This is a genomic window from Metallibacterium sp., from assembly GCF_054637675.1.
In genome coordinates, this window is the sequence record NZ_JBTSRB010000012.1 from 34,823 (window position 1) to 58,593 (window position 23,771).

The 23,771-nt window shown below is 65.2% G+C and carries 27 protein-coding genes and 1 pseudogene; 8 read left to right on the forward strand and 20 right to left on the reverse strand.

Annotated elements, in window-relative coordinates; translation table 11 throughout:
* Positions 1-2 precede the first annotated feature (2 nt).
* Both ACYDAT_RS06095 and ACYDAT_RS06100 read right to left on the reverse strand, forming a co-directional pair.
* Positions 3-707: a response regulator transcription factor gene (locus tag ACYDAT_RS06095; RefSeq protein WP_461438477.1), complete on the reverse strand. Its 705-nt coding sequence runs from the start codon at positions 705-707 to the stop codon at positions 3-5.
* A 112-nt stretch (positions 708-819) separates the two neighbouring features.
* Entirely contained in the window at positions 820-1,668 is an 849-nt protein-coding gene (locus ACYDAT_RS06100) for an NAD-dependent epimerase/dehydratase family protein (RefSeq protein WP_461438478.1), read from the reverse strand.
* Positions 1,669-1,704: 36 nt separating this feature from the next.
* On the opposite strand from ACYDAT_RS06100, the gene ACYDAT_RS06105 reads away from it, so the two are divergent.
* The 3 genes from ACYDAT_RS06105 to bla are packed head-to-tail and all read left to right on the forward strand — an operon-like array spanning position 1,705 to position 4,231.
* Positions 1,705-2,262 (forward strand): shikimate kinase, encoded by a 558-nt coding sequence (locus ACYDAT_RS06105; RefSeq protein ID WP_461438479.1) that lies wholly within the window; start codon positions 1,705-1,707, stop codon positions 2,260-2,262.
* Positions 2,259-3,338, forward strand: coding sequence for a 3-dehydroquinate synthase (gene aroB, locus ACYDAT_RS06110; RefSeq protein ID WP_461449007.1), 1,080 nt, complete (start codon positions 2,259-2,261; stop codon positions 3,336-3,338). The genes ACYDAT_RS06105 and aroB overlap by 4 nt, the downstream gene beginning before the upstream one ends.
* Positions 3,326-4,231: a class A beta-lactamase gene (gene bla, locus ACYDAT_RS06115; RefSeq protein ID WP_461438481.1), complete on the forward strand. Its 906-nt coding sequence runs from the start codon at positions 3,326-3,328 to the stop codon at positions 4,229-4,231. Before aroB ends, bla begins: the two co-directional genes overlap by 13 nt.
* 18 nt (positions 4,232-4,249) lie before the next feature.
* Here the strand turns inward: bla and ACYDAT_RS06120 are convergent, their stop codons facing one another.
* Positions 4,250-5,128 carry a CPBP family glutamic-type intramembrane protease gene (locus ACYDAT_RS06120; protein WP_461441887.1) on the reverse strand — a complete coding sequence of 293 codons (879 nt, stop codon included), beginning with the start codon at positions 5,126-5,128 and terminating at the stop codon, positions 4,250-4,252.
* 172 nt (positions 5,129-5,300) lie between these two features.
* Between ACYDAT_RS06120 and ACYDAT_RS06125 the strand changes: the two genes are divergently transcribed.
* The gene (locus tag ACYDAT_RS06125; protein ID WP_461438483.1) at positions 5,301-5,543 is read left to right on the forward strand and encodes a WGR domain-containing protein; all 243 of its coding nucleotides are present in this window, start codon (positions 5,301-5,303) and stop codon (positions 5,541-5,543) included.
* Positions 5,544-5,547: 4 nt separating this feature from the next.
* Entirely contained in the window at positions 5,548-6,645 is a 1,098-nt protein-coding gene (gene hemE / locus ACYDAT_RS06130) for a uroporphyrinogen decarboxylase (protein WP_461449009.1), read from the forward strand.
* A 146-nt stretch (positions 6,646-6,791) separates the two neighbouring features.
* On the opposite strand, the gene ACYDAT_RS06135 is transcribed toward hemE, so the two are convergent.
* From ACYDAT_RS06135 to ACYDAT_RS06170, 8 genes are all read right to left on the reverse strand, one after another.
* Positions 6,792-6,980 carry a type II toxin-antitoxin system RelE/ParE family toxin gene (locus ACYDAT_RS06135; RefSeq protein WP_461449011.1) on the reverse strand — a complete coding sequence of 63 codons (189 nt, stop codon included), beginning with the start codon at positions 6,978-6,980 and terminating at the stop codon, positions 6,792-6,794.
* A gap of 84 nt (positions 6,981-7,064) precedes the next feature.
* On the reverse strand, positions 7,065-7,226 hold the full coding sequence (locus ACYDAT_RS06140; protein ID WP_461449013.1) for an addiction module protein: 162 nt from the start codon (positions 7,224-7,226) through the stop codon (positions 7,065-7,067).
* Positions 7,227-7,329: 103 nt separating this feature from the next.
* Positions 7,330-7,761: a UPF0158 family protein gene (locus ACYDAT_RS06145; RefSeq protein ID WP_461449015.1), complete on the reverse strand. Its 432-nt coding sequence runs from the start codon at positions 7,759-7,761 to the stop codon at positions 7,330-7,332.
* A 97-nt stretch (positions 7,762-7,858) separates the two neighbouring features.
* Positions 7,859-8,239, reverse strand: a complete 381-nt coding sequence (locus ACYDAT_RS06150; RefSeq protein WP_461449017.1) for a hypothetical protein — start codon at positions 8,237-8,239, stop codon at positions 7,859-7,861.
* 88 nt (positions 8,240-8,327) lie between these two features.
* On the reverse strand, positions 8,328-8,846 hold the full coding sequence (locus ACYDAT_RS06155) for a hypothetical protein (protein ID WP_461449019.1): 519 nt from the start codon (positions 8,844-8,846) through the stop codon (positions 8,328-8,330).
* Positions 8,847-8,925: 79 nt separating this feature from the next.
* Positions 8,926-9,774, reverse strand: a complete 849-nt coding sequence (locus ACYDAT_RS06160; RefSeq protein WP_461449021.1) for a hypothetical protein — start codon at positions 9,772-9,774, stop codon at positions 8,926-8,928.
* A 206-nt stretch (positions 9,775-9,980) separates the two neighbouring features.
* Positions 9,981-11,036, reverse strand: a complete 1,056-nt coding sequence (locus tag ACYDAT_RS06165; protein WP_461449023.1) for a DNA cytosine methyltransferase — start codon at positions 11,034-11,036, stop codon at positions 9,981-9,983.
* Between the two features lie 624 nt (positions 11,037-11,660).
* Positions 11,661-12,293: a DUF5343 domain-containing protein gene (locus ACYDAT_RS06170; RefSeq protein ID WP_461449025.1), complete on the reverse strand. Its 633-nt coding sequence runs from the start codon at positions 12,291-12,293 to the stop codon at positions 11,661-11,663.
* A 208-nt stretch (positions 12,294-12,501) separates the two neighbouring features.
* Between ACYDAT_RS06170 and ACYDAT_RS06175 the strand changes: the two are divergent.
* Positions 12,502-13,607: pseudogene (locus tag ACYDAT_RS06175) on the forward strand (integron integrase).
* Positions 13,608-13,649: 42 nt separating this feature from the next.
* Here ACYDAT_RS06175 and ACYDAT_RS06180 read toward each other — a convergent pair.
* From ACYDAT_RS06180 to map, 5 genes are read right to left on the reverse strand one after another with little or no spacing between them, the layout of a single operon-like run.
* Complete coding sequence (locus ACYDAT_RS06180) at positions 13,650-14,579, reverse strand: patatin-like phospholipase family protein (RefSeq protein ID WP_461439249.1); 930 nt, start codon at positions 14,577-14,579, stop codon at positions 13,650-13,652.
* Between the two features lie 31 nt (positions 14,580-14,610).
* Positions 14,611-15,000, reverse strand: coding sequence for a Spx/MgsR family RNA polymerase-binding regulatory protein (locus ACYDAT_RS06185; protein ID WP_461449027.1), 390 nt, complete (start codon positions 14,998-15,000; stop codon positions 14,611-14,613).
* On the reverse strand, positions 14,997-15,824 hold the full coding sequence (gene dapD / locus ACYDAT_RS06190) for a 2,3,4,5-tetrahydropyridine-2,6-dicarboxylate N-succinyltransferase (RefSeq protein WP_461449049.1): 828 nt from the start codon (positions 15,822-15,824) through the stop codon (positions 14,997-14,999). The genes ACYDAT_RS06185 and dapD overlap by 4 nt, the downstream gene beginning before the upstream one ends.
* 20 nt (positions 15,825-15,844) lie before the next feature.
* Complete coding sequence (gene glnD, locus ACYDAT_RS06195) at positions 15,845-18,556, reverse strand: [protein-PII] uridylyltransferase (RefSeq protein ID WP_461449029.1); 2,712 nt, start codon at positions 18,554-18,556, stop codon at positions 15,845-15,847.
* 44 nt (positions 18,557-18,600) lie between these two features.
* A complete protein-coding gene (gene map, locus ACYDAT_RS06200) occupies positions 18,601-19,389 on the reverse strand; it encodes a type I methionyl aminopeptidase (protein WP_461439252.1) in 789 nt (262 codons plus the stop codon).
* Positions 19,390-19,670: 281 nt separating this feature from the next.
* Between map and rpsB the strand changes: the two genes are divergently transcribed.
* Both rpsB and tsf read left to right on the forward strand, forming a co-directional pair.
* Positions 19,671-20,570, forward strand: coding sequence for a 30S ribosomal protein S2 (rpsB, locus tag ACYDAT_RS06205; protein ID WP_461449031.1), 900 nt, complete (start codon positions 19,671-19,673; stop codon positions 20,568-20,570).
* 233 nt (positions 20,571-20,803) lie between these two features.
* Entirely contained in the window at positions 20,804-21,682 is an 879-nt protein-coding gene (tsf, locus tag ACYDAT_RS06210) for a translation elongation factor Ts (RefSeq protein WP_461449033.1), read from the forward strand.
* A gap of 146 nt (positions 21,683-21,828) precedes the next feature.
* Here tsf and ACYDAT_RS06215 read toward each other — a convergent pair whose 3' ends face one another.
* From ACYDAT_RS06215 to ACYDAT_RS06230, 4 genes are all read right to left on the reverse strand, one after another.
* On the reverse strand, positions 21,829-22,104 hold the full coding sequence (locus ACYDAT_RS06215; RefSeq protein WP_461439255.1) for a BrnA antitoxin family protein: 276 nt from the start codon (positions 22,102-22,104) through the stop codon (positions 21,829-21,831).
* The gene (locus ACYDAT_RS06220; RefSeq protein WP_461439256.1) at positions 22,064-22,336 is read right to left on the reverse strand and encodes a BrnT family toxin; all 273 of its coding nucleotides are present in this window, start codon (positions 22,334-22,336) and stop codon (positions 22,064-22,066) included. Before ACYDAT_RS06220 ends, ACYDAT_RS06215 begins: the two co-directional genes overlap by 41 nt.
* A gap of 128 nt (positions 22,337-22,464) precedes the next feature.
* Positions 22,465-23,220: an HAD-IA family hydrolase gene (locus tag ACYDAT_RS06225; protein WP_461449035.1), complete on the reverse strand. Its 756-nt coding sequence runs from the start codon at positions 23,218-23,220 to the stop codon at positions 22,465-22,467.
* Positions 23,217-23,762 carry a thioredoxin family protein gene (locus ACYDAT_RS06230; RefSeq protein ID WP_461449037.1) on the reverse strand — a complete coding sequence of 182 codons (546 nt, stop codon included), beginning with the start codon at positions 23,760-23,762 and terminating at the stop codon, positions 23,217-23,219. The genes ACYDAT_RS06225 and ACYDAT_RS06230 overlap by 4 nt, the downstream gene beginning before the upstream one ends.
* Between the last annotated feature and the right edge of the window lie 9 nt (positions 23,763-23,771).

Below are 23,771 nucleotides of genomic sequence, written 5' to 3' on the forward strand. Positions count from 1 at the left end.
GTTCAGGCTTGTTCGAGTCGATAACCGTGCTGGTACACGGCGGTCAGTTTCCAGCCGTGCTCGCCGCTGAGCGCCAGTTTCTTGCGCAAGCGGCTGATGTGCGTGTCGACGGTGCGCGTGGTCAGACCGGGACTGAGATTCCACACCTGCTCCAGCAGCGCCTCGCGGCTGACGATGCGGCCGTGGCGGCGGAACAGATAGCTGGCCAGGTCGAACTCGCGCTGGGTCAGATCGAAATCATCCGCGCCGATGCGCACGCGACGCTTGGTGAAATCGATGGTGTAAGGCGGCACGTCCAACTGCGCGGCAGCGTCGATTTCGGCGCCACCGCGACGGCGCAGCACCGCGGCCACGCGCGCCAGCAGCTCGGCCTGCTTGGGTGGCTTGACCACGTAATCGTCGGCGCCCGCCTCCAGCCCGCGCACGATGTCGGTTTCGGCCGCGCGCGCGGTGAGGAACACCACCGGAAGATTGGGATTGCCGGCGCTACGGATCCACTCCAGCACTTCCAGACCGCTGGCATCGGGCAGCATCCAGTCCAGCAGCAACAGGTCAATGGCTTCGTGGCCGAGGCTGCGGCGAAACTCGGCGGCCTTGGCGAACAGCAGCGCCTCGTAACCCGATTTCTCCAGCCAGATCTGCACCAGGCCGGACTGCTCGGGATCGTCCTCGAGCACGCCGACGACATAGCCGTGCTGCTTGTTCATTCCGTGGCGTTCCTCTGTGTGTGGCATCCACGAAGCCCCTGTCAGCAAGCAGTGCCATCGCACCCGAAACCGCAAGCTTGACATGGCTTTGCGCGCGCAGTGTAACAAATTGTCACGCGCGCGCCGCGAGCAGCGCGGCATGGCCGGCGCGCGCATCCGGCCAGCGTGGCGCCCAGCCGCTGGCGCGCAGACGCGCATTGCGCAGGCGCTTGTTGCCGCTGCCGGACGGCGGCGGGCCGATGTCCGGCAGCGGCGCGTGCAGTTGCTGCGCCAGCGCGGCGTAGAGCTCATGCAGCGGCAGCGGCGCATCGTCCACGCCCAGATAGCACAACGCCGGCGCCGGCAGGGTCAGCAGATGCGCCAACGCGGCGGCGGCATCGTCGACGTGGATGCGATTGGCGTAGAACGGTGGCGCGCGCGGCGCGCGCGCATGGCCGGCGCGCAAGTTGTCGAGCAACTGCGTGCGCCCCGGCCCGTACAGCCCCGCCAGACGCAGCGCCACGCCGCGACCCGCGCCGAGCCGCGCGTGCAGCACACGCTCGGCCTGCAACAGGATCACGCCGTTGAACGCCAGCGGCGCGGGCGGCGTGTCCTCGTCCACCCACGCGCCCGCGTGCTCGCCGTACACCGCGCTGGAGGTGACCAGCACGCAGCGCTGCAGCGCCTCAAGGTCCAGCGCATCGAGCAGATGGCCAAGGCCCTCGAGGTAAACCGAGCGATATGCCGCCGCATCGCGCGCCGCTGGCGCCGGCAGAAACACCACGCGACGGATGCCGCGCGGCAGCGCGCGCAGCGCAGCGGCATCCGCCAGATCCGCAGCGAATCCAGGCAAGCCGGGCGCCAGCGCGGCCACATTGCGGCGCAGACACAGCACGCTCTGTCCCTGCGCCTGCAGCAGTGCGGCGAGGCGCATGCCGACATCGCCGCAGCCGGCGATCAGTACCGGCGCTTCGACAGGCATTTGGTCTCGCACCCTGCTTGCGGTCTAATCGCGGTCATGAATCCCTCGTTGAATTTGTTTCTGATCGGACCGACCGGCGCCGGCAAGACCACGCTGGGCGCCTGGCTGGCGCCACGCCTGGGTCTGCCCTGCGTCGATCTGGATCGCGTGATCGAGGCGCAGGCCGGGCAACCGGTGCGTGAGATTTTCGCGCACGAGGGCGAGGCCGGATTCCGCGCCCGCGAGTCAGCGGCGCTGCTCGAACATAGCACGCACGCCGGCGTGCTCCTGGTCTGCGGTGGCGGCATCGTGACCCATGCCGACAATCGCGCGTGGCTGCGCCAACGCGGCTTCGTGTTGTGGCTGCGCGTGAGCGCGCCGACGCGCGCGCGGCGTCTGGCTGACGATGCCACGCGCCCGCTGCTGGCCGGCGACGATCTGCTGGCGCGTCTGCAGCAGCTCGATGCCGCGCGCGCAACCTGGTATCGGGAATGCGCTGACGCCGTGCTGGATGAAACCCCCGACGAAAACATCGACGCGCTCGGCGCGCGCGCGCTGGCGCTGCTGCACGTGCACTGGCGGCGTGGCGCCGCAATCACGGGGGCGCCGGCATGAGCACGCCACGCGAACTCGAAGTGCGCCTCGGCGCGCGCAGTTATTCCATCCGCATCGGCCGCGACCTGCTCGGCGATGCCACGCAATGGCGTCCGCTGCTGCGCGGCCGCCAAGCGCTGATCGTGACCAACACCACCGTCGCGCCGCTGTATCTGGCACGCCTGGAACCCGCGCTCGTCGACCTGCACTGGCGCGCGTTGGCGCTGCCCGATGGCGAGGCGCACAAGACGCTGGCCACGACCGCGCTGATCTGGGACGCGCTGGCGCAACTCGGCGCCACGCGCGACGCCTGCATCCTCGCCCTCGGCGGCGGCGTGGTCGGCGACATGGCCGGCTTCGCTGCGGCCTGCTGGATGCGTGGCATCGACTTCATGCAGATGCCGACCACGCTGCTGGCCATGGTCGATTCCGCCGTGGGCGGCAAGACCGGCGTCGATCACGCCGCCGGCAAGAATCTCATTGGCGCGTTTCATCAGCCGCGCCTGGTGCTGGCCGACCTCGGCACGCTCGCTACCCTGCCGCCGCGCGAATATCGCGCCGGCCTCGCCGAAATCGTCAAGATCGGCGCGCTGGGTGACGCCGCGTTCATGGCCCGGCTTGAACGCGATACCGCGGCGCTGAACGCGCGCGCCGATGACCCGCTGACCGCCGCCATCGCCCACGCCTGCGCCTACAAGGCTGGCGTGGTGATGCGCGATGAAACCGAACAGGGCGAGCGCGCGCTGCTCAACTTCGGCCACAGCTTCGCGCACGCGCTGGAAACCGTCACCGGCTACAGCGCGCTGCTGCACGGCGAGGCGGTGGCCATCGGCATGGTGCTGGCGGCCAAGCTGTCGGCGCAGTTGGGCCACGCCAGTGAGGCCGACGCGCAGCGCCTCGCCGCCCTGCTCGCCACGCTGGGTCTACCCACGCAGCCACCGTCCGGGCTCGATGCCGACGCGCTGCTGGCCGCCATGCACCTGGACAAGAAAAAGCGCGGCGGTGGCCTGCGCCTGATCCTGTGGCGCGGCGCCGGCGCGGCCTTCATCGCCGAGGGCATCGATGAGGCCGCGGTGCGCGCGGCATGGGCATGCTGAGCCGGCGCCAGGTGCTGAAGGGCATGGCGCTGGGCGTCGCGGCGGGTGCGCTGCGTACCGTGCCCGTGCGCGCTGCAGCGCCGGCGTCGGCGCTGCATGCGCAATGCGCGCGCATCGAATCACAGACCGGCGGACGCCTTGGCGTTGCCATGCTGGATACGCACAACCGCATCGCGGCCGGGTATCACGCCAATCAGCGCTTTCCGGTCTGCAGCACCTGGAAGCTGCTGGCGGTCGCGGCCTTGCTGCGACAAGTCGATGAGGGGCACGAGAACCTCGAGCGCCGCATCCGCTTCAGTGCAAGCGAGCTGGTGGTCTACGCGCCTGTCACCAAGGATCACGTCGACGCCACCGGCATGTCGCTGCGCGAACTGTGCGATGCGGCGCTGGTGTGGAGCGACAACACCGCCGGCAATCTGCTGCTGGCGGCCTTGGGCGGCCCGTCCGCCATCACCCGCTTCGCGCGCGCGATCGGCGACCCGGTGACCCGGCTCGATCGCACCGAGCCCACCTTGAATGAGGCCACGCCCGGCGATGCGCGCGATACGACCTCCCCGCGCGCCATGCTCGGCGATCTCGACACGCTGTTGCTGGGCAACGCGCTGACGCCGCCATCGCGCGCACGGCTCAACGCGTGGCTGGCCGCCAGCCAGACCGGCGCCAGGCTGTTGCGCGCGGGCTTCCCGGCCAACTGGCGCGTGGGCGACAAGTCCGGCGCGGGCGAGCACGCCACGCGCAACGATGTCGCCATCGCCACGCCGCCGCGCCGCGCGCCCATTCTCGTGGCGGCGTATCTGACCGGAGCCACGGTGCCGATGCCACAGCGCGACGCCGCGCTCGCCGCCGTGGCGCGCGCAATTCACCAAGCCCTTGCGGGTGCGGGCGTCGCCTGAAAACTGGCGCGGTTCAACTCACCGCATTACTGCAGCCTCGGGCAGCACGGTACGGATCACGCCGCGCCGGAACAGAAAAAACAGCCCGCGCACGATCATCGCCAGCAGCAGCAGCGAGAACACGCCGGCCAGCAGTTTCATCGGCAGACCCATCGTGGTGGCGTCGTGATGCGTCCAGGCAAACAGCACCAATATCCAGTCGAAGGCGAGATGCGTGGCGATGCTCCGGCGCAAGCCGTACTGCACGCGCAGATAGGCCAGCACCAGACCTGCCATCAGTTGCGGCAGCGTCAGCCACAGCAGCCAATCCTTGAAACCGATGCCGAAGTTGAACGAATGCGCCGCGGCAAACAACAGCGCGCTGATCCAGAAAGCCCATGCTGCGTAGCGGCGCAGCGCACGCAACAGACCCCGGCGGAAAAACCACGCCACGCCTGCCTGCACGGCGATGATCGGCGACGCAATGGCGAGATTGATGAAGTAATGCCAAGCGATATCGCGCACCGGAAATGGCTTTCCGGCCAGCACCATCAGGCCATGGATCAGCAAACCGATCAGGAACGCGCCGAAAAAGCCCATCCCCACGGCCATGGCGCGCGGCGACTCCGTCAGAAAACAGCGAAACGTCAGTTCCTCGAGCACCGGGGCAACCAGCAGCAAGGCCGCGAATCGCCACGAGGGATGGCTGGCCATGTGATTGATGAAGCGATCATTGGGGATGGCATGGCCGAGCAGGTGCAGCATGAGGTAGCCAATCGCCTCGGCGATGAACGACAGCACCACCATCAGGCACAGCCAGCCGATCCACTCACTGATGCGCAGCGGCGCGAAGCGGCCCGTGGCCAGGCGCGGATGGCGCCAGAACTCCAGCAAGGACGGCGCCCGAGACTGATCCATATCCCTTCCTGATCGCATGCCACGATGGAAGTCAGACAACACGCGGGCATCCGCGTTGCGATCACGACCCTTACACTTCCGCAAGCCCGCGACGGCTGGCCCGCAGTGCTACACCTCAGTGCGCGCCGACGAACCGCTACAATCGCGCTCCCCATGCACCGTCACTCGCTCGATGCGCCTGTATCTGCAAACCCTGCCCGAAGCGGGCGCCACGCCGCGCTACTACCAGCTTGCGCTGGAGCAGGATTTGCTCGGCGGCTGGACGCTGGTGCGTGAGTGGGGCACGCAGGGCGGCAAGCCGGGTGGGCGCCGCGAGGTTTATCTCGAGCGCGACGCCGCGCTGGCCGCCTTCGAGGCCGCGCGCGACGCGCAACTGCGGCGCGGTTTCCGCGTGATGTTCGCGCAGGGCTCCTGAGCGCATGAGCCTGCCCGTCATCGCCGACGATCCGCGCCGCACGCGCTTTTTGCGCGCGCTGCGCCGCGAGCCCACCGACACCACGCCGGTGTGGCTGATGCGCCAGGCCGGGCGCTACCTGCCCGAGTACCGCGCCACGCGCGCGCGCGCCGGCAGTTTTCTGGCCTTGGCCAAGACGCCCGAGCTGGCCTGCGAGGTGACCCTGCAGCCGCTGCTGCGTTTTGACCTGGACGCCGCGATTTTGTTTTCGGACATCCTCACCATCCCCGATGCGATGGGCTTGGGCCTGGAATTCGCGCAGGGCGAAGGCCCGCGCTTCGCGCGGCCGGTGCGCAGCGCCACCGACATCGCACGCCTCGGCGTGCCCGATCCCGAGACCGAGCTGCGCTACGTGATGGACGCGGTGCGCCTGATCCGCCACGAACTCGATGACCGCGTGCCACTGATCGGCTTCGCCGGCAGCCCGTGGACGCTGGCCTGCTACATGGTCGAAGGCGCCGGCTCGCGCGACTTCGCGCGCGTCAAGGCGCTGGCCTGGAACGATGCCGCCAGCCTGCACCGCCTGCTCGACGTGCTGGCGCGCGCGGTGGCCGCGTATCTGGCCGCGCAGGCCGCCGCCGGCGCGCAGGCGCTGATGCTGTTCGATACCTGGGGCGGATTGCTGGCGCCGCCGATGTTCGCCGAGTTTTCGCTGCGTTATCTCGATGCGATCGCGCAGCAACTGCGCGCGCATGCGGTCACCGCCGCGCTGCCGCTGATCCTGTTCGCCAAGGGCGTCAACGGCGCCGGACAACTGGAGGCGCTGGCCGATACCGGCTGCGCCGCGCTGGGCGTGGACTGGACCATCACCATGACCGAAGCGCGGCGCCGCGTCGGCGCGCGCGTGGCGCTGCAGGGCAATCTCGATCCCGCCGCGCTGCACGCGCAACCCGAGATCATCGAGCGTGAAGTGGCCGCCCTGCTGCACACCTTCGGCGCGCACCCCGGCCACGTGTTCAACCTCGGCCACGGCATCACCCCCGAGGTCGACCCCGCCCGCGTCGCCGTGCTGGTCGACGCCGTGCACCGGCTGGGTCGGCGCGCGGTGGCCGCGCGCGGCTGAACAAGGGCAAGCGTGATGGCGTCTCGCATAGCCAGCGGGCTATGTGCGCGCTCCGCCATAGCCAGGCCGCTTGCGATCGTGTTTGACGACCAGCACGCTGATCTCTGCAGCTGAGGCCCGGTGGATGACCGTGTAGGGGAAGATACTCATCGCGAATCCCCGAGGCGCCCCTGCAAACGCAGGGAGCCGATCTCGGCATGTTCGGCCAGCAACTGCGCGAGGCGCTTGAACTCAGCAACGAATCTCCCCGCCAGTGCGGGCGAGCCTTCCCGCTCGCAGAACAAGGCGGCTTCGTGGAGGTCTTGTTCCGCTGCAGGGTGAAGGGTAACCCTCATCCCGGAAAGCGTGCTTCAAGCCTTGCTGCAGCAATCTCAATGGGTATGGTCTGCACCGCGCCCGTTCGCAGCTCTTGCTCGCGCTCATCCCGGAAAGCGTGCTTCAAGCCTTGCTGCAGCAATCTCAATGGGTATGGTCTGCACCGCGCCCGTTCGCAGCTCTTGCTCGCGCGTCTCGGCAAGCTCATCCCAAGCTGTTTCAGCTCCAGCATCCGCGTCGAGGCTGGCGATCAGGCGGTCGAGCAATCTCGCTCAATCGGCGGGCGACAGGCGCAGGTTGGATTGGCGAAAGCTCTCATAACATAACCGGCGCTGCACGGCTTCATCGCGCAGCGTCCGTATTAATGGGTTAGCCCGCATTTTGACAAGCCTGCTTCGCAATTGAAAGTCCTTCCTCAGCACCCCACTCGCGTAGAGCAAGCTCAGTTGCCTTGGTCTCATAGTCGTACCAAGCTGCCAGGCAGCCCTTTCGTTCCAGTAAGTCCTTGAACCGCCCGTAGGCACCCCGCTGGCGAAAGATGTTTGCAACGGTTTGATATGAGTCGGCAAGCTGCTCTTCAGCGAAAGCGAGCGCAAGGTTTTTCCCCAGGTTCAGGTCATGCTTATTCGGTACCGCGACGTAGATGCTTCCGTCTTCGATGTCTTCGGGAAGCTCGTCGTCGAGTTCCATCGTGCTTGACGACCAATGAACATTTCCAGTGACACGGGACACGAAGGCCTCGTTGTCATCGGGCGACGAACTGACCCACTCATAGGCGGCCAGCAGATCGTCAAACCTCACCGGAGCGCTCAGTGTCATGGTTTGTGGGCTAACTACTTAAGCGGCGTGCCGAAGGCACGTCCGCTTGAAGGAAGGGTTAGGCGACATTCTGGATCGACTAGGCCTGAGGTTTCTTGGGTACTCTTTGGGCTGGGTCATAGAAGAACGTTTCCTCCGCAATGCGCTCACCTTCCCAGCGTTGATAGGCGAGCTCCTCCATGTGTGTGATCGTTCCATCGATCCACTCGAAGTGGAAGATCCATCGGATGACCACGATGTCCCCGCTCGCAAACACTGGGCGCACGCACCTCGACGTGACTGACTTCGCCCTCGCGAAAACCTTCCGTTCGTTGGCGATATGCAAATCTCGGCCGACGCGCGGAGCGGACTGGTTCTCTTGCATCGACGAGTTCCCGGTGTAGAACTCCTCGCACGCCTCGGCGTGAGCATTCTGCTCGACTCGCGCGATAAAGCGTTCAAGTGTCTCGGTGGTTGGCATGCGTATGGTGTGATTGATCAATGGAATTAATGGCGCCTAACGCCTGAATTAAGCCGAACCGCGAAGCGGTTTCGGCTTGAATGAATTGTTAGCCCCCGGACTTTCCGGAAAGCTGCTCTAAAAGCCGCGAGCGCTCCTCGGGCGACATCTTGGCAAGAATGGCCGTAGCCTCTCTGAGTTGTGGACTGACAGCAGTCCCTACTTCTTGAGAGGCGCCAAGCTTTCTTAGCGTAAGTCCCTGTACTTCTTTGATGGTCATGGAGTTGCCACGAATGGCAACATTGAACTGATAGTCGCCGGTTTGCGTATGGGACAAGTCGCGGTAGTTGGCAATGAGCGGCTGGAGTGGGCCAGAAAAAATATCGATGGTGGATTTGTGACGCTTGGCAACGACTAGAACGCCATCTGTAGCTCGGCGCTGCTCTTTCTTGAGCATGTCGGAAGTGATGCCGTGCCAATCCTCATAGCCGCCAAGTACCCAGTAAGACTTGCCAGACGCGTCCTGCAAGAACTTTCGATAGTTTCCGACGCGAGAGAGCTTTGTGCCGAGGTGCCTCTCGACCTCTGAGATCACCTTGCTGCGATCGGTCTCATCGAACTTTGGCATGCCAGTCTCCGAACTGCGTTGAGGGGGCTAACGCCTGAGTTAAGCCGCGCCGCGAAGCGGCGTCGGCTTGAACGAAATGTTAGCTTTCAAGCCATGCACTCGTGACGTTGCGGTACTTGGCCAAGATATCTTCTCGGCCAGAGAGTCTTGGGTCGGATAGTAGTTCGTATGCCCGGTTGAGTGCCGCGCCGATCTCTTCTTTCTGGAGCTCTGCGCAGAAAACAGAGAAGAAGTCATGAATATCAACAACCGCGAGATCAAATGGTAAGTCTTGAACAAAGTCTATGAGCTTTGTTGCAGGACTCAATTCCGAATCGCCTCTTACTCCGGCGGCGAATATTACGTACTTTGGAAGGTTCGCATCACGGACCTTCTTTGCAAAATCGGACAGCCGATTTTTCCAGTCACTCCTTACCGTCACCTCGTAGGCCGCAACAAGCTCGTAGTCCCTGAATTCTTCAATGTCCCCTTTCGTGCCGTCGAATTTGTCGGACGCATGAGGATGGTGGGTCTGCACTCGGTTTCCAAATCGCTTTCGATGAGTTTCCAAGAATGCGGCAACCAAGAACTGTTGAATGTGACCCTCCGATGGAACGGCAAGCAGCGACTCACAGAGGCTCAGACTACGTGCATAGGACAGATACGAGCCCGGGAGAGGCGGAAGAGCCTGCGGAACAACTCGTGACGTTGCAATTCTCCATGCCACATGGTGCAGCAGTCGCTTCTTTTCCTCGGCGTTTAGCGCAGCGAGACCCCGTATGTAAGGAGAGAATCTGGCGTCTTGCGAAAGGTCGAACTGCTTCACTGCGCCCTTCCAGCCGAGATTCTCACCGAAGGCTGTTATGTTCTTGTGGAACGTGACATGGCGGAATGTCAGGGATGTGGCTAGCTTCTTGTCGCCGTATGTGCCGCGCACTCCTGTTGGCACGGCGCGGTGGTCCCAACTTTGATCGACAACGGAATAGGCGGTAAGGAATGCGCACGCCAACCGAACGCTTCCGCCATGCGATTCCACATGATCGTCGAAAAGGGCGCGCGTGGCTGCCTTTGCTGGTGCCCCGAGAGTCTCGCCATCAACGATCCTATCTACAAGTTCTAACAGGAGGCTAACGGAGCGCTCAACATTTACATTCCTCACAGCGCAAGCTCACTCTGGCCGTTTAAATGGTCGAGGACTGGAACTAGCAGGGGCAGCATGGAAGCTCGCCCATTGAGCTGAAAAAAAACAGATCTCCCAACCACAAAGGCGAGGTCCGGTGGCACAGCATCCCCAACTTGGGTGTACTGAGACGACTTGCGGCCCGCAAACCGCATTCCCGCTGGGAACGTCTGCACAAGGGCACTTTCTTCTACGCTCATCCGCCTTGCTCCGGGCACTTCACCCTCACGCGGCTTTCCTCCTGCCTTCAAATGAGCGTGATACTCGGCTGCGAAATTTTGCGTGTCGAACCAGTGAGTCTTGTAGCCGCCGGCGGATGCCAAAATCGTATGGCACGGCCCGTTTGGATCTATAGGGCGCCCGCCTCCGTTATAAACGTGGCCCGCGTATGGTGAGGCGCGAAGGTCAGGAAAGCGAGCAAACTTGACGGGGCAGTTTGGAGCCTCTCCGATGGGATCGGTGCCAATTACGTCAAATGCAGACAGATACTTATTCTCAGTGCCTGGCCCGTGTGTTGCAGCTGGGAAACGTAGTTGCATGTTTCGAGACCCTAGAACGAATAGCCTCTTGCGCTTTTGAGGAATTCCGTAATCTGCAGAATTCAACACAGCCCAGTTTAGTCGAAATCCGCATGCCGACAGCTGCGATAGAGCCCAGTCAAAATATGGACGTGTTCGCTTCTGGATCAAACCAGGAACGTTCTCCATGATGAACGCAGAAGGTTGACTTTCCTTTAGGCAGCGAATGAACTCTGGAATCATATCCCGCTTGTCTGCTTGAGCCTTACGAAGCCCGCCGATTGAGAATGGTTGACATGGCGGACCACCGACTACGATATCCGCAACGCCTCTGAATTTCTCAAATGAAACCTCACGCACATCGACGTTGTAGTGCGTTGCATCGGAATCGTGCGATGCGTACGTGTCCATCGCGTCTCGGTTCAACTCGACGTTTGCCAGTATCCGGTAGCCAGCTCGCTTAAGGCCAATTGAAAGTCCGCCAGGGCCAGAAAATAGATCAATGGTGTTCATGTGTAACCACTCCGCTCTTCTGGCAAGGGTACCGAAAAAACTGACATTGAAAGCTAACGCTGGAGTTAAGCGGCGGCGTAGCCGTCCGCCTTGAACGAGATGTTAGATTTCACTTGAGGCCCGCCAGATAAAGAAACTCTTGTACTACTAAGCGGATATCTGCAAGCAATGGATCTATATCTCCACGCTGCGCCGTGTATCTACGGCTATGTGCTGACTTGTCCCCTATGTCCTTGAGCTTTGGAAGCGCCTGTTTGCAGTTACGCGTGAGATTCCACGCAGACTCCCCGAGGCAGTGACCAATGAGATCACTAAGATAGTAAAAATCGCCCTTTGGATTCTTAATCTTGCTTGAGATTGAATGCTTTTCGTACGCTTCTATAATTAAAGTTTCAATCAATCGTCGGACTAGGACAGCACACGCATCATACCAACCATTCTCGTAACAACCATTAGCTTGATTTGTGACTTTCTCTATGTATCCACGGGTATTTCTCACGAGAGATCGCGGGACTACCGATTGGGTAGCGGGAATTAGACCTTCGTCTGGAGGACCTAGTTCGTGCCGAACTTCAGCATCTATTGCCTTTGCGGCGTTAAGCGCATTTCTCGCAGCAAAACTCATCACTCACCCTTCGCGCCATACAGGTGCTTAGACATACTCTTAAATATCTGGTCAATTTGGTCGACAGATGCTTCGGGTGAAATGTGTATTTGGATGTCGATATGAACGGACGGGCTGTGTGAATTACTCGCAGGACTAAATGCAGCATTCGTGGGTTTCGGAATAACCGCCGAGTGCAAGGCAGTTGACTGGAGGGCAGGTGCAACTTGCTGCGTTGATGTGGAGAACTCGGCGCACTCGCACAGTGCTTTGAATGTAGCCACGGTCTTCGCAATGACCTGTTTTCCAGCGGTCGAGCTCGTACTGAAGACGTTTTCAAGGTCGGAATTCGGGCTTTCCCATGCGTTTGGATATACAGCGAAAAGCTCTGCGTAACCTGTCCGAAGCGCATCGCCGAGCACTTTTTTGTGGTGCGATCCACGATAGCTCGACCAGACGCTCGTGGGTACGCCAGACGGGTCAACTAGACCTGCAACTTTTAGAATTCCGATCAACCCAGCGTCGTTGCTTGATTTGAAGCCAACGGTCTTTAGCCATTGGACTGTTGCTTTTGATGGAATGCCAACCTGACGCACTTTTTCGAGAAGCGGTTTTATCTTTCCGGGAACCGTTGTGTACGCGAAATCGCCCATTCTTGTTGCTCCTTGCTAGTTGACGACGAAACTTGATTAGAATCTAACAAGATGTAGACCCCACATCCGGGGGATAACGCCGGATGTTCAGCCTCTGCCGAGGCCGTGTCAATCGGAAAATTCCTACATCGATCAAGCCGATGGACGATAGCGCCCCGGCGCGTGCCGGGCTCACCATCGCGCTGTGTATCGCGCAAAGTGAGGCGCTATGAATTATTCCTCCGAATCCGCAGGTATAAAAGCAGCCGCCCCGCTAGCCTCGGCTACGCCGGCACCGCGCCTGATGGACGAGGTTCGTCGACATTTGCGGCTCAAACACTACAGCTTGCGCACTGAGAAGGTGTATGTAGCGTGGATACGGCGGTTCATCCTGAGCAGCGGCAAACGCCATCCGCGCACGATGGGCGCGACCGAGGTCGAGCAGTTTCTGTCCGATCTCGCCGTGCGCGGTCGGGTGGCAGCGAGCACTCAGAACCAGGCCCTGTCGGCATTGCTGTTTCTGTATCGCGAGGTGTTGTCGATCGATCTGCCTTGGCTGGACAACGTGGTGCGCGCCAAGCAGCCGCAGCGCCTACCCACGGTGTTGTCGCAAGACGAGGCGCGGCGCCTGCTCGCGGCGATGGATGGCCGCCCGTGGCTGATCGCCCGCCTGCTATATGGCACCGGCTTGCGCTTGATGGAGTGCCTGCGCCTGCGCGTGAAGGACATCGACTTTACGCGCTACGAGATCATGGTACGCGAGGGCAAGGGCGGCAAAGATCGGCACACGATGCTGCCGCGTTCTCTGGCGGAGCCGTTGCAGCGCGAGATCGAGCGGGCGCGCGTGATTCATGCCGAGGACCTGGCGGCGGGTTTCGGTGCGACGCGCCTGCCGCATGCGTTGGCGCGCAAGTATCCGCGCGCCGCGCGCGAGTTCGGCTGGCAGTTCGTGTTTCCGTCGGTGCAGCGTGCGGTCGATCCGCTGGATGGCACGATCCGCCGCCATCACTTCGACGACGCCATTCTTTCCCGTGCGATGAAAACGGCACGGCAGCGTGCCGGGATCGACAAACCGCTGAGCGCGCACACCCTGCGCCATTCGTTTGCGACGCACCTCATCGAGATGGGCTACGACCGATTCGCCCGGAGCGAATCGGGACGACTGAAAAGTCGGCCCCGAGCAAGGCGAGGGGAGAGCCCCAGGGATGGGGCGAACACATTCGCACCGTCCAGGAACTGCTGGGCCACAAGGATGTGTCCACCACGATGATCTACACCCACGTGCTCAACCGCGGCGCCGGCGGGGTGCGCAGCCCGCTGGATCGGGCGCCTTGAGCGGATGCGGGCCGGGCATGGCGCGCGCGGGTAGGCATCGCGCTAAAACCACGCCGCATCCAACCACGCCTGCAGCGGTTCCAGCGGCAAGGTCTCGGCCCATTGCAACAACCACGGCAGCGCCGCCACATCGTCCATGGCCACGTTGTGTTCCGGCGGGAAGAACGGCGCGTAGCGAAAATACTGATCGCTGCCCAGCAACATGCGGCACTGGTAATCGGCGATGCCGGAAACGCCATCGAGCATCAGGTCCACCAGCTTGGGCGCCCACTGCAGGTAACCCCAGTTGACCTCGCTGCCGGCGATCACCGTGCGCACGGCGCCAGTGCCCAGCGACAGCAGGCGGATGTCCGCCCAGGGCACCGGTCCGCCCGTGCGCGGATCCTGCGACTGCGCCAGCGCACACATGGCTGGATTGTTGGCATACACGCCGCCGTCGACGTAGCCATCGAAACTGGGAAAGTACGTGGGCGCGGCGCTGGTGGCCATGGCCACGCGCCAGACCAGCTCGGCGCCGTCGCTGTCGCTGCCGGGCAGGTTGTGGAACAGCTTGGGCTTCCAGTCGCGCCGCGCCGGATCGCTGGCCTCCGGATCGAGATCGAACGCGGCGATCAGCACCGCGCCGCCGAGCTGATCCAGCCGCGTGTCGGCGCCAAGCAACTCGCGCAGCACGCGCTCGCGCGGGGCGGCCGGATAGCGCGCGCCGGCCATGGTGCCCACACTGCGCACGCGCTGCCACAGGTCGGCGGCGAAGATCTCCGCGCCGCGCTGCAGGTACATCGCGCGCAGCGCGCCGGGCGTCAGGCCGCGGCGCAAGCCCAGCGCGATCAGCCCGCCGGTGGAGGTGCCGGCCATCAAGGCCACGTCGGCCAGCAGCGCGGGCCGGGCGGCCTGCAAGCGCTGCAAGAGCACTGCCGTCACCACCCCGCGCAAGCCACCGCCATCGAAACTGAGAATCCGGTACGTCGCCATGGCGCCCTCCGGTTTCCCCTGCGCCGGCATTCTAACCAGCGGCGCGCGGCGGCGGTTTCGGCGCAGCGCCGGCAAACCAGCCGGCGAACTGACGCTCGTTGAAGCCCACGCCCAGCAGCGCCGCGTCACGCAACACCAGCGGACGGCGCAGCAGCGGCGGGTGCTCGCGGATCAACAGCGTCCACTCGGCGTCGGAGGCCGGGCTCTTGCGCTGCGGCAACAGATTGCGCCAGGTCGGCCCGCCCTTGTTGACCAGCTTGTCCCAGCCGCCGATTTGCCGCGCCCAGTCGCGCAGCGTGTCCGGCTCGGGACGCTGCGCGCGGTAGTCGATGAAGCGATATGTCACGTCGTGCCGATCCAGCCAGCGCCGTGCCTTGGCGCAGGTGTCGCACTTGTCCAGACCGTACAAGGCGTAACTCATGCCTCGCTCCGCAGCAGCTCGTTGGGCGAGGTCTTGGCGCGTGTTTTCGCGTCCACCTGCTTGACGATGATCGCCGCGTACAGGCTGTGCGTGGCATCGGCCGCGGGCAGGCTGCCGGCGACCACCACGCTGCCGGCGGGCACGCGGCCGTACAGCGTTTCACCGGTCATGCGGTTGTAGATGCGCGTGCTCTGGCCGAGAAACACGCCCATGCCGATCACGCTGCCGCGCTCGACGATCACGCCCTCGACCACCTCCGAGCGCGCGCCGATGAAGCAATCGTCCTCGATGATGGTGGGCGCGGCCTGCAGCGGCTCCAGCACGCCACCGATGCCGACACCGCCGGACAGATGCACGCGCGCGCCGATCTGCGCGCACGAGCCCACCGTGGCCCAGGTGTCGATCATGCTGCCCACGCCCACGTAGGCGCCGATGTTGAGATAGCTGGGCATCAGCACGGCATCCTTGCCGATGAACGCGCCGCGGCGCACCAGCGCGCCCGGCACCACGCGCGCGCCCAGCGCGCGCAGCTCGGCCGCGCCGGCCTCGGCGAAGCGCAGCGGCACCTTGTCCCACGCCGCCATGGCGCCACCACTCATCAGGCGGCTGCCGTGCACGCGGAAGTACAGCAGCACCGCCTGCTTCAACCAGGTATTGACGCGCCAGCCACCCTGCCCGTCCGGCTCGGCCACGCGCGCGGCGCCGCGCTCCAGCAGTTCCAGCACCTGCTCCAGCGCGGGCGCGAGCGTGGTTTCCAGCGCGTGCGCATCGAGCTGCGCGCGCGCGGCCCAGGCCTGTTCGATGGTTGTTTCCAGCGCGGACATCGGGTTCTCGGTCATGTGGATCAGCCGTGGCGGGGGGCGGTCGGTGCGGGATTGGTCGTGGAGGAATCGCCCGATGGCGACGCGGCGGATCCTTGTCCAGCGTCACCCAGACGCGCTTCGAGCGCGCGGCACAGCATCTCGCAGCGCGCGGCATCGAGCGCACGGTCGTGACGATCGGTAAGCTCGAAATAATCCTCGGCGATGTCGCCGAAGGTGGCGATGCGCGCATCGTGCACGCGCACGCCGCTGGCCACGAACGCCTCGGCGATGTCGGCCAGCAGGCCGGGACGATCGCTGCAACGCAGCGCCAGGCGCGTGCGCGCACCCCCGCGCGCCGGCTCGTAGCGGATCCGCGGCGAGCGTTGAAAGTGACGCAAGCGCCGCGGCAGGCCGTGGCGCACGCGCGGCGCGTGTGGCGCGCGCAAGGCCGCCTCCAGGCGCGCGCACAATCGCGCCGCGCGCGCGGCATCGCCGCTGGCGCCGTGCGCATCCAGCAACACGAAGCTGTCCAGCGCGCGTCCGCTGGGGGTGCCGAGGATGCGCGCTTCCTGCACCACATAGCCTTCACGCTCCAGCGCGGCGGTGGCGGCGGCGAACAGGCCATCGCGATCCGCGGCCAGAAAGAACACCTCCAACGCCCCGCGCGCGGCGTGCGACTGTGCCGCGACCACCGGCAGCACGCCGGGCGCCGCCAGCAGCGCGGCGCTTTGCCAGGCCACCTGCGCGGCGCGTTGGCGCACGAACGCGGCCGCGGGGAAGTCCAGCCAAAGCTGTTCGACGGCCGCCGATTCGTGTCCGCTCGCCACGAGCTGCGCCAGCGCCGCAGCGCGGCAAGCCTGGCCGCGCGCGGCTTCATCCAGACTTTCGGCGGCACCGCTGAGCACGCGCCGCGCGGCCTGGTACAAATCGATCAGCAGGCGATCCTTGAAACCGTTCCACAGCTTGGCGCTGGTACCGATGACGTCAGCCACGGTGAGCAGGTACAGCATGTCCAGCCGCGGCAACGTGCCTACGCGCGTGGCAAAGGTTTGCACAATCTGCGGATCGCTGATGTCCTGCCGCTGCGCGGTCTGGCTGAGCAACAGATGCCAGCGCACCAGAAACGCGGCGGCGTCCACGTCGGCATCCGTCCAGCCCAGGCGCCGCGCGAAACCGCGCACCTCGACCTCGCCCAGTTCGCTGTGATCGCCGCCGCGACCCTTGGCGATGTCGTGGAACAGCGCCGCCAGGATCAGCACCGGCAGATGTTCCTGCCGCTGCCATAGTGACTGCGCGAGCGCGAATTCAGGCGCCGCCGCGGGCGTGGCGAACAGCGCCAGTTGCGCCAGCACGCGCAGCGTGTGCTCGTCCACGGTGTACTGGTGAAACAGGTCGTACTGCATGCGCCCGCTGACCGCGGCAAAGGCCGGGATCAGCGCGCCCAGCACGCCGTCGCGCGCCAGCGCGGTCAGCGCCATCGGCGCCGCGGCGCCACGCCGCAACAGGTGATCGAAAGCGCGCAGCGCATCCGCATCCTGCGCCAACGCGCCTCCCGGCAGCGCGTGCAGAACGCTGCGCATGGCGCGCGCGGCGTCGGCGCTGAAGGCCTGGATGCCGGCCTCGGCATCCAGCCGCAACGCACCCTCGACCAGCGCCGCGGGGCGCTGGCGGAACAGATCGGTCGCGCGCGGTTCGAGCGCCGCGCCGCGCCGCTGCCAGTCGGCATCAAGCGCGATCGGCGGCGGCGGCGGATCGAGCCGCGCCGCGAGCCGCGCCGCGGCCTCGTCCACCAGTGTCTCGACGCTGGCGGCGGCGCGGTAGTAATCCTGCATGAAGCGCTCCACCGCCAGCGCGCCGGCATCATCGCGGTAGCCCAGTTGCTGCGCCAGTGCGCGCTGATGATCGAACAGCAGGCGCTCCTCGGCGCGCGCGGCCTGCAGGTGCAGGACGTAGCGATCACGCGCCAGCAGCGCCTCGGCGGATTCCAGCGCGGCGGCGGCGGCGGCATCCAGCAAGCCCTCGCGCGTCAGCGCCGACAAGTCGCGTGGCAGGCCCATGCGCAGCCCCAGCCAGTACAGCAAATCGAGTTGGCGCAAGCCACCTGGGCCGTCCTTCAGATCGGGTTCGAGGCGGTAGCTGCTGTCGCCGCGACGCGCGCGGCGCTGCGCCTGTTCCTCCATGCGCGCGGCCAGAAAACGCGGCAGCGGCCACAGTGTCGTATCGGTCATCAGCGCGGCCGGCAGCCCGGCCATGGCGCGGTCCCCGGCCAGCCAGCGTGCTTCCATCTGCGCGGTGAACACGCTCAAATCCTGCGCCGCCAACGCATGCTGCGCGGCCAGCGTGCGCACTGCCTGCGCCGGCTTCAGCCCCAGATCCCAGAGCACCGTGAACACGCGTTCCAGCCCGCGCGAGGCCAAGGATGACTCATCGCGCGCCAGCACCAGCAGGTCGACGTCGGAATGCGGAAACAGGCGCCCGCGGCCGAAGCCGCCTTGCGCGAACAATGCCAGCCCGGCCGGCTCACCCAGATGCAATGTCCACACCTGCGTCACCACGCGCGACACCAGCGCGCCGTGCGCCGTGCCCAGCGCGCGCGCCTCGGCGCCGGCGTCGAACGCCAATGCCAATGCGCGCGCGTAATCCCCCAGCAATTGCCGCAGCGCCAGCCGCGCTTCGTCCGACAAACCGCTGCGCGGCACTGCCTCGGGCAGGCGCGGCAGCGGCGGAATGGCGATGGGAAACGCGCTGTTCATGCCCTGCCGGTCATGCGGCGACGACGGGGGGTGGTATGCGCGGCTCAGGCCGCGTCCGGCCAGGGCGTGAGGATCTCGAAACCGTCCTCGGTCACGGCCACGGTGTGCTCCCACTGCGCCGACAACGAGTGGTCCTTGGTCACCACCGTCCAGCCGTCCGGCAGCACGCGCGTATGCGGCTTGCCGGCGTTGACCATGGGTTCGACGGTGAAGGTCATGCCGCGCTGCAGACGCAGGCCGGTGCCCGGCTTGCCGTAGTGCAGCACCTGCGGATCCTCGTGATAAATGCGCCCGATGCCGTGGCCGCAATACTCGCGCACGATGGAAAACCCCGCCGCCTCGGCCACCTGCTGCACGGCATGCCCGACATCGCCCAGCGTCGTGCCGGGGCGCACCGCGCCGATGCCGGCCATCATCGCCGCGTGGGTGGTCTCGACCAGACGCCTGCCCAGCACGCTGGGCGTACCCACGAAATACATGCGGCTGGTGTCGCCGTGCCAGCCGTCCTTGATCACGGTGACATCGATGTTGACGATATCGCCGTCTTTCAAAATCTTGCCGGCGTTGGGAATACCGTGGCAGATCACCTGGTTGACCGAGGTGCACAAGGTCTTGGGAAAACCGCGGTAGCCGACGTTGGCCGGGATCGCCTTTTGCACGTTCACGATGTGCTCGTAGGCGATGCGATCCAGCTCCTCGGTGCTCACGCCGGGGCGCACGTGCGGCTTGAGGATCGCCAGCACCTCGGCGGCAAGGCGCCCGGCCGTGCGCATCTTCTCGATGTCGGCGGGGCTTTTCGGCAGCACCGCCACGGTTCGCTCAGGACTGCGCATCACTTGCCATCCACGCGGGATACCCGCTAACATTTCAAGGCTTTGCACGGCCCAACCGGGCCTTTGCAGGCATCGAGTGTAACCGCTCGCGGCGCCACTCGAAACGGCCACCCGGCCAAATCCGCACACGTATCGGCACCCGCTCCGGGGTGCCTTGGCGTGGCACGGGTCGACAGCGCACCGCCTCCGCGATGACGCCGCAGACCCTGCCCGCCAGGGTCGGACGGGGGATGCGTGGAAGTCCCAACCCTGCGGGCCACAAGGCCCATTCGGAGTTCATCATGTCCCAAGTCACCATGCGCCAGATGCTGGAAGCCGGCGTGCATTTCGGCCATCAGACGCGCTACTGGAATCCCAAGATGGGCCCGTACATTTTCGGCGCCCGCGGCAAGATTCACATCATCAATCTCGAAAAAACCATGCCGCTGTTCGGCGACGCCATGAACTTTCTCTCCGGCGTGGCGCAGAAGCGCGGCGGCACGGTGATGTTCGTCGGCACCAAGCGCTCCGCGCGCGAGGCGCTGGAAACCGAAGCGCAGCGCTGCGGCATGCCCTACGTCGCGCAGCGCTGGCTGGGCGGCACGCTGACCAACTTCCGCACCATCAAGCAGTCGGTGGCCCGGCTCAAGGAGCTGGAAGCCATGGAAACCGACGGCCGTTTCGAGAAGCTGGTCAAGCACGAGGTGCTGAGTTTGCGCCGCGAGCGCGACAAGCTGCAAAAATCCCTGGGCGGCATCAAGAACATGGCGCGCCTGCCCGACGCGCTGTTCGTGATCGACATCGGCTATGAAAACATCGCCGTGCTCGAAGCCAAGAAACTGGGCATCCCGGTGGTCGCCGTGGTCGATACCAACTACGACCCGGCGCTGGTCGATTACGCCATTCCCGGCAATGACGACGCGATCCGCGCCGTGCAGTTGTACGCACGCGCCGCCGCCGACGCCATCCTCGAAGGCAAGGCCGCCACCCCGGCTGCCGCGCAGGGCGACGAGAACGATTTCGTCGAACTCGACGCCGCCGGCAATCCGGTGGCCAAGGAAGACGATGCCGCGCGCCGCAAGACGCCGCCGCGCCGCAACGCCGGCAAGCCCGGTGATCGCGATCGCCGCGATGCGCGCCCACCGCGTGGTGGTCGTGGCCGCGGCAGCGACGCTGGCCCCGCCCCCGTCCCCGCCGAGTAAGCGGCGCGTCATCCCCGCGACCTACCGCGCGCGCACACTGCGCGCACGGCATCAGCAGGGTGTTGAAAAAACACCCTGATGGCGCGAGACACGGATGTCTCGTTCGCAGATCAAACACGCATGTGTTTGATCTGTCGGGAGCGAGCCCGGACATGCGCCGGACTCGCGACGTTGAGGAAGTGCAGGAAAGCACTTTCTCGACAATCAAATAAGATATTCAAGAGGAAACACGCATGCAGATCACCGCACAGACGGTCAAGGAACTGCGCGAGCGCACCGGCGCCGGCATGATGGAATGCAAGAAGGCGTTGACCGAAAACGCCGGCGATATCGACACCGCCGCCGAATGGCTGCGCAAGCAGGGCCTGGCCAAGGCCGACAAGAAAGCCAGCCGCGTCGCCGCCGAGGGCCGCATCGCCATGGCTCAGCACGCCGGCAAGGCGGTGCTGGTCGAGATCAACTCCGAGACCGACTTCGTCGCCAAGGATGACAACTTCGTCGCCTTCTGCAACGCCGTCGCGCAGGCCGCGCTCAAGTCCGGCGTCGGCGACATCGAAGCGCTGAAAGCGGTCAAGCTGGCCAGCGGCGAAAGCGTCGAGGAAGCCCGCGCCGCGGTCATCGCCAAGGTCGGCGAGAACGTGCAGGTGCGGCGCATGGCGCGCAGTGACAGCGCGCATACCGTGGCCGCCTACGTGCACGGCGCGCGCATCGGCGTGCTGGTCGAGCTGAAGGGCGGCAACGAGGAACTGGCGCGCGGCATCGCCATGCACGTGGCCGCCATGAACCCGCCCTACAACAAGGCCAGCGACGTACCCGCCGCGTTCGTCGCCAAGGAAAAGGAAATCGAGCTGGCCAAGATGGCCGAGAAGGACAAGGCCAAGCCCGCCGCGATCCTGGAAAAAATCATCTCCGGCAAGATCGCCAAGATCGTCAACGAGAACACGCTGTACGGTCAGCCCTATGTGCTCAACACCGAGCAGACCGTCGAGGCCGCGCTAAAGGCCGCCGGCGCCGAGGTGCTCAAGTTCCAGCGTCTGGCCGTGGGCGAAGGCATCGAGAAGGTAGTCGAGGACTACGCCGCCGAAGTGATGAAGCAGGCCGGGCTGGCCTGAGCCGCATCACCGGGCCGGACAACGACAGGGCCGTGTTGAGCGGCCCTGCTTTTTTGAATGTCCGGGAGCCAGCGCGGAAACATCTGCGCGGGGTTGCTAACGCCCGAAATCAGCAGCGCCGGTACGGCGTCCGCTGGATTGAGATGTTAGCCAACAGCTCGCCGCGACTTGGGCGCCGACTTTTCTAGAGCGTCGGCCATGCGTGTTTGCCAGCCAGGCCCCGTAGCCCGCCAGCGCTCGATGACCTTGGGTGGCAAGCGCAGGGATAAAAGCTGACGCGGGTTGGCGACCTTAGGACGCCCGCGGCGCACTAGCTTTTCACCCAGATACAGGTCGGCCTCGGAAATCCAGGCATCCGTGATCTCCGGCGGGGTCTCCGGGTCATGAGAGATAGGGTTGGAGCTTTTTCGCTTCGCGCTCATGGCAATGCCTCATACTGATGATGCGTCTTGCGACGCCGCGCGGCGTCCATGCGAACACGACAAGCCGAGAATCAAGCCAACCCGCCGTGATGAAGCGAGGCTCGCCGTAATCCCGGCGATCATCTGCGCGCGTGAAGTGCGGCCCGGCAAAGGCCTCCTTGGCTCTGCGCATGTCCAAGCCGCGCTCCTGCAGCGTCCATTCGCGTTTTGCAGGGTCGCAGGTGATCCGCATGGACTAACTGTAGCTACAACAAATGATGCTGTCAAACCAGCCATCATCCCGCAGAAGTCGCGGCACTGCGCTGACTTTCATGTGGCGAGCATAGCGCGAGACGATGTTCGCTTAGCGCGCTCACCCAATCATGCGTGCAAGGCATGCAGCGTTCGCAGCGCATCCAGATCCACGCGCGGCGACGCGCAGGGCCAGTTCGGTGCAGCGTCCAGATCATCCACCACGGCCGCGGCGCCGCTGAAATCGGCGTCGGCGAAGTACACGCTGCGCGTGATCAGGCAGGCGCTGCCGGCGGCGCGCGCGGCGGCGAGGCCGGCGGGGGAATCCTCGACGGCCAGCGCCTGCTGCGGGGTGATGCCAAGGCGCGCGAGGGCGATCAGGTACACCTGTGGATCGGGCTTCTTGCGCGGGGCATCCTCGGCGCAGACCAGCACGGCGAAGCGTTGCGGCCAGTCGGCGCCGAACAGGTGCGGGAACAAGGAATCCAGATTGGCGCGGCCGGTGGTGGTGGCCACCGCCAGCAACACACCCTGCCCCGCGCATTCGTCGATCAGGCGGCGCACGCCGGGGCGCGGTGCGATGCCGCCCCGCGCCACCAGCGCGCCGAACTCGGCGTTCTTGCGCTGGTGGATGGCGCGCGCCAGCGCTTCGCGTTCGGCCGCGATCAGCGGCGCATCCGATTGCCCCGCCAGAAAGGACAGCAGCCGCTCGTAGCCGCCGGCCACGCGCAGCAGCGCGGCGTAGGTTGCGTCGTCCCATTGCCAAGGCAGGCCCAGCACGGCGAAGGCGCGGTTGAAGGCCACGCGGTGGCCGTCGCGCTCGGTTTCGGCCAAGGTGCCGTCGACATCGAAGATCAGCGCGCGCAGCGCGGGGGCTGCGCTCACGCCGCGCGCCACTTGATCGAGCAGCCCATGGCCGGGTATTGCTGCGGCAGCGGCAGTTGCCCGCTGGCGATACGGCGCATGGCCTCGAACAATTCGCGCGGCGCATCCTCGAGCGGCTGCTTGCGACCGGCGTCCAGACGGCCGCGGTAGCGCAGGTGCAGCACGGCGTCGTAACCGAAAAAATCCGGCGTGCACACGGCACCATAGGCGCGCGCCGCCTGCTGCGTCTCGTCGTGCAGGTAGGGGAAGGGCCAGTCGCGCGCGATCTCGACCATGCGCGCGTAGCTGTCCTCGGGATAGGCCACGGCGTCGTTGGGGTTGATGGCGATGACGTTGACGCCCAACGGCGCCAGCTCGCGCGCATCGCGCAGCAGGCGCGGCAGCACCGCCTGCACGTAGGGGCAATGGTTGCAGAGGAAGGCCACCAGCGTGCCGCGCGCGCCGCGCAACTCGTGCAGGCTGTGCATGCGGCCATCGGTGCCGCGCAAGGTGAACTCCGGCGCGGCGGCACCCAGGGCAGTGGCGGGGCTTTCGACGGCCACGGCGCGCGC

Coding starts and splice junctions, on each gene's coding strand:
- glnD (WP_461449029.1), bottom strand. CDS start 18,556: ATGAACAGCGCGTTTCCCATCGCCATTCCGCCGCTGCCGCGCCTGCCC.
- ACYDAT_RS06220 (WP_461439256.1), bottom strand. CDS start 22,336: ATGCGGATCACCTGCGACCCTGCAAAACGCGAATGGACGCTGCAGGAG.
- ACYDAT_RS06100 (WP_461438478.1), bottom strand. CDS start 1,668: ATGCCTGTCGAAGCGCCGGTACTGATCGCCGGCTGCGGCGATGTCGGC.
- bla (WP_461438481.1), top strand. CDS start 3,326: ATGGGCATGCTGAGCCGGCGCCAGGTGCTGAAGGGCATGGCGCTGGGC.
- tsf (WP_461449033.1), top strand. CDS start 20,804: ATGCAGATCACCGCACAGACGGTCAAGGAACTGCGCGAGCGCACCGGC.
- ACYDAT_RS06180 (WP_461439249.1), bottom strand. CDS start 14,579: ATGGCGACGTACCGGATTCTCAGTTTCGATGGCGGTGGCTTGCGCGGG.
- ACYDAT_RS06185 (WP_461449027.1), bottom strand. CDS start 15,000: ATGAGTTACGCCTTGTACGGTCTGGACAAGTGCGACACCTGCGCCAAG.
- dapD (WP_461449049.1), bottom strand. CDS start 15,824: ATGTCCGCGCTGGAAACAACCATCGAACAGGCCTGGGCCGCGCGCGCG.
- ACYDAT_RS06170 (WP_461449025.1), bottom strand. CDS start 12,293: ATGGGCGATTTCGCGTACACAACGGTTCCCGGAAAGATAAAACCGCTT.
- ACYDAT_RS06125 (WP_461438483.1), top strand. CDS start 5,301: ATGCGCCTGTATCTGCAAACCCTGCCCGAAGCGGGCGCCACGCCGCGC.
- ACYDAT_RS06095 (WP_461438477.1), bottom strand. CDS start 707: ATGAACAAGCAGCACGGCTATGTCGTCGGCGTGCTCGAGGACGATCCC.
- ACYDAT_RS06105 (WP_461438479.1), top strand. CDS start 1,705: ATGAATCCCTCGTTGAATTTGTTTCTGATCGGACCGACCGGCGCCGGC.
- ACYDAT_RS06150 (WP_461449017.1), bottom strand. CDS start 8,239: ATGCCAACCACCGAGACACTTGAACGCTTTATCGCGCGAGTCGAGCAG.
- ACYDAT_RS06165 (WP_461449023.1), bottom strand. CDS start 11,036: ATGAACACCATTGATCTATTTTCTGGCCCTGGCGGACTTTCAATTGGC.
- ACYDAT_RS06135 (WP_461449011.1), bottom strand. CDS start 6,980: ATGAGGGTTACCCTTCACCCTGCAGCGGAACAAGACCTCCACGAAGCC.
- ACYDAT_RS06120 (WP_461441887.1), bottom strand. CDS start 5,128: ATGGATCAGTCTCGGGCGCCGTCCTTGCTGGAGTTCTGGCGCCATCCG.
- aroB (WP_461449007.1), top strand. CDS start 2,259: ATGAGCACGCCACGCGAACTCGAAGTGCGCCTCGGCGCGCGCAGTTAT.
- ACYDAT_RS06215 (WP_461439255.1), bottom strand. CDS start 22,104: ATGAGCGCGAAGCGAAAAAGCTCCAACCCTATCTCTCATGACCCGGAG.
- rpsB (WP_461449031.1), top strand. CDS start 19,671: ATGTCCCAAGTCACCATGCGCCAGATGCTGGAAGCCGGCGTGCATTTC.
- map (WP_461439252.1), bottom strand. CDS start 19,389: ATGCGCAGTCCTGAGCGAACCGTGGCGGTGCTGCCGAAAAGCCCCGCC.
- hemE (WP_461449009.1), top strand. CDS start 5,548: ATGAGCCTGCCCGTCATCGCCGACGATCCGCGCCGCACGCGCTTTTTG.
- ACYDAT_RS06155 (WP_461449019.1), bottom strand. CDS start 8,846: ATGCCAAAGTTCGATGAGACCGATCGCAGCAAGGTGATCTCAGAGGTC.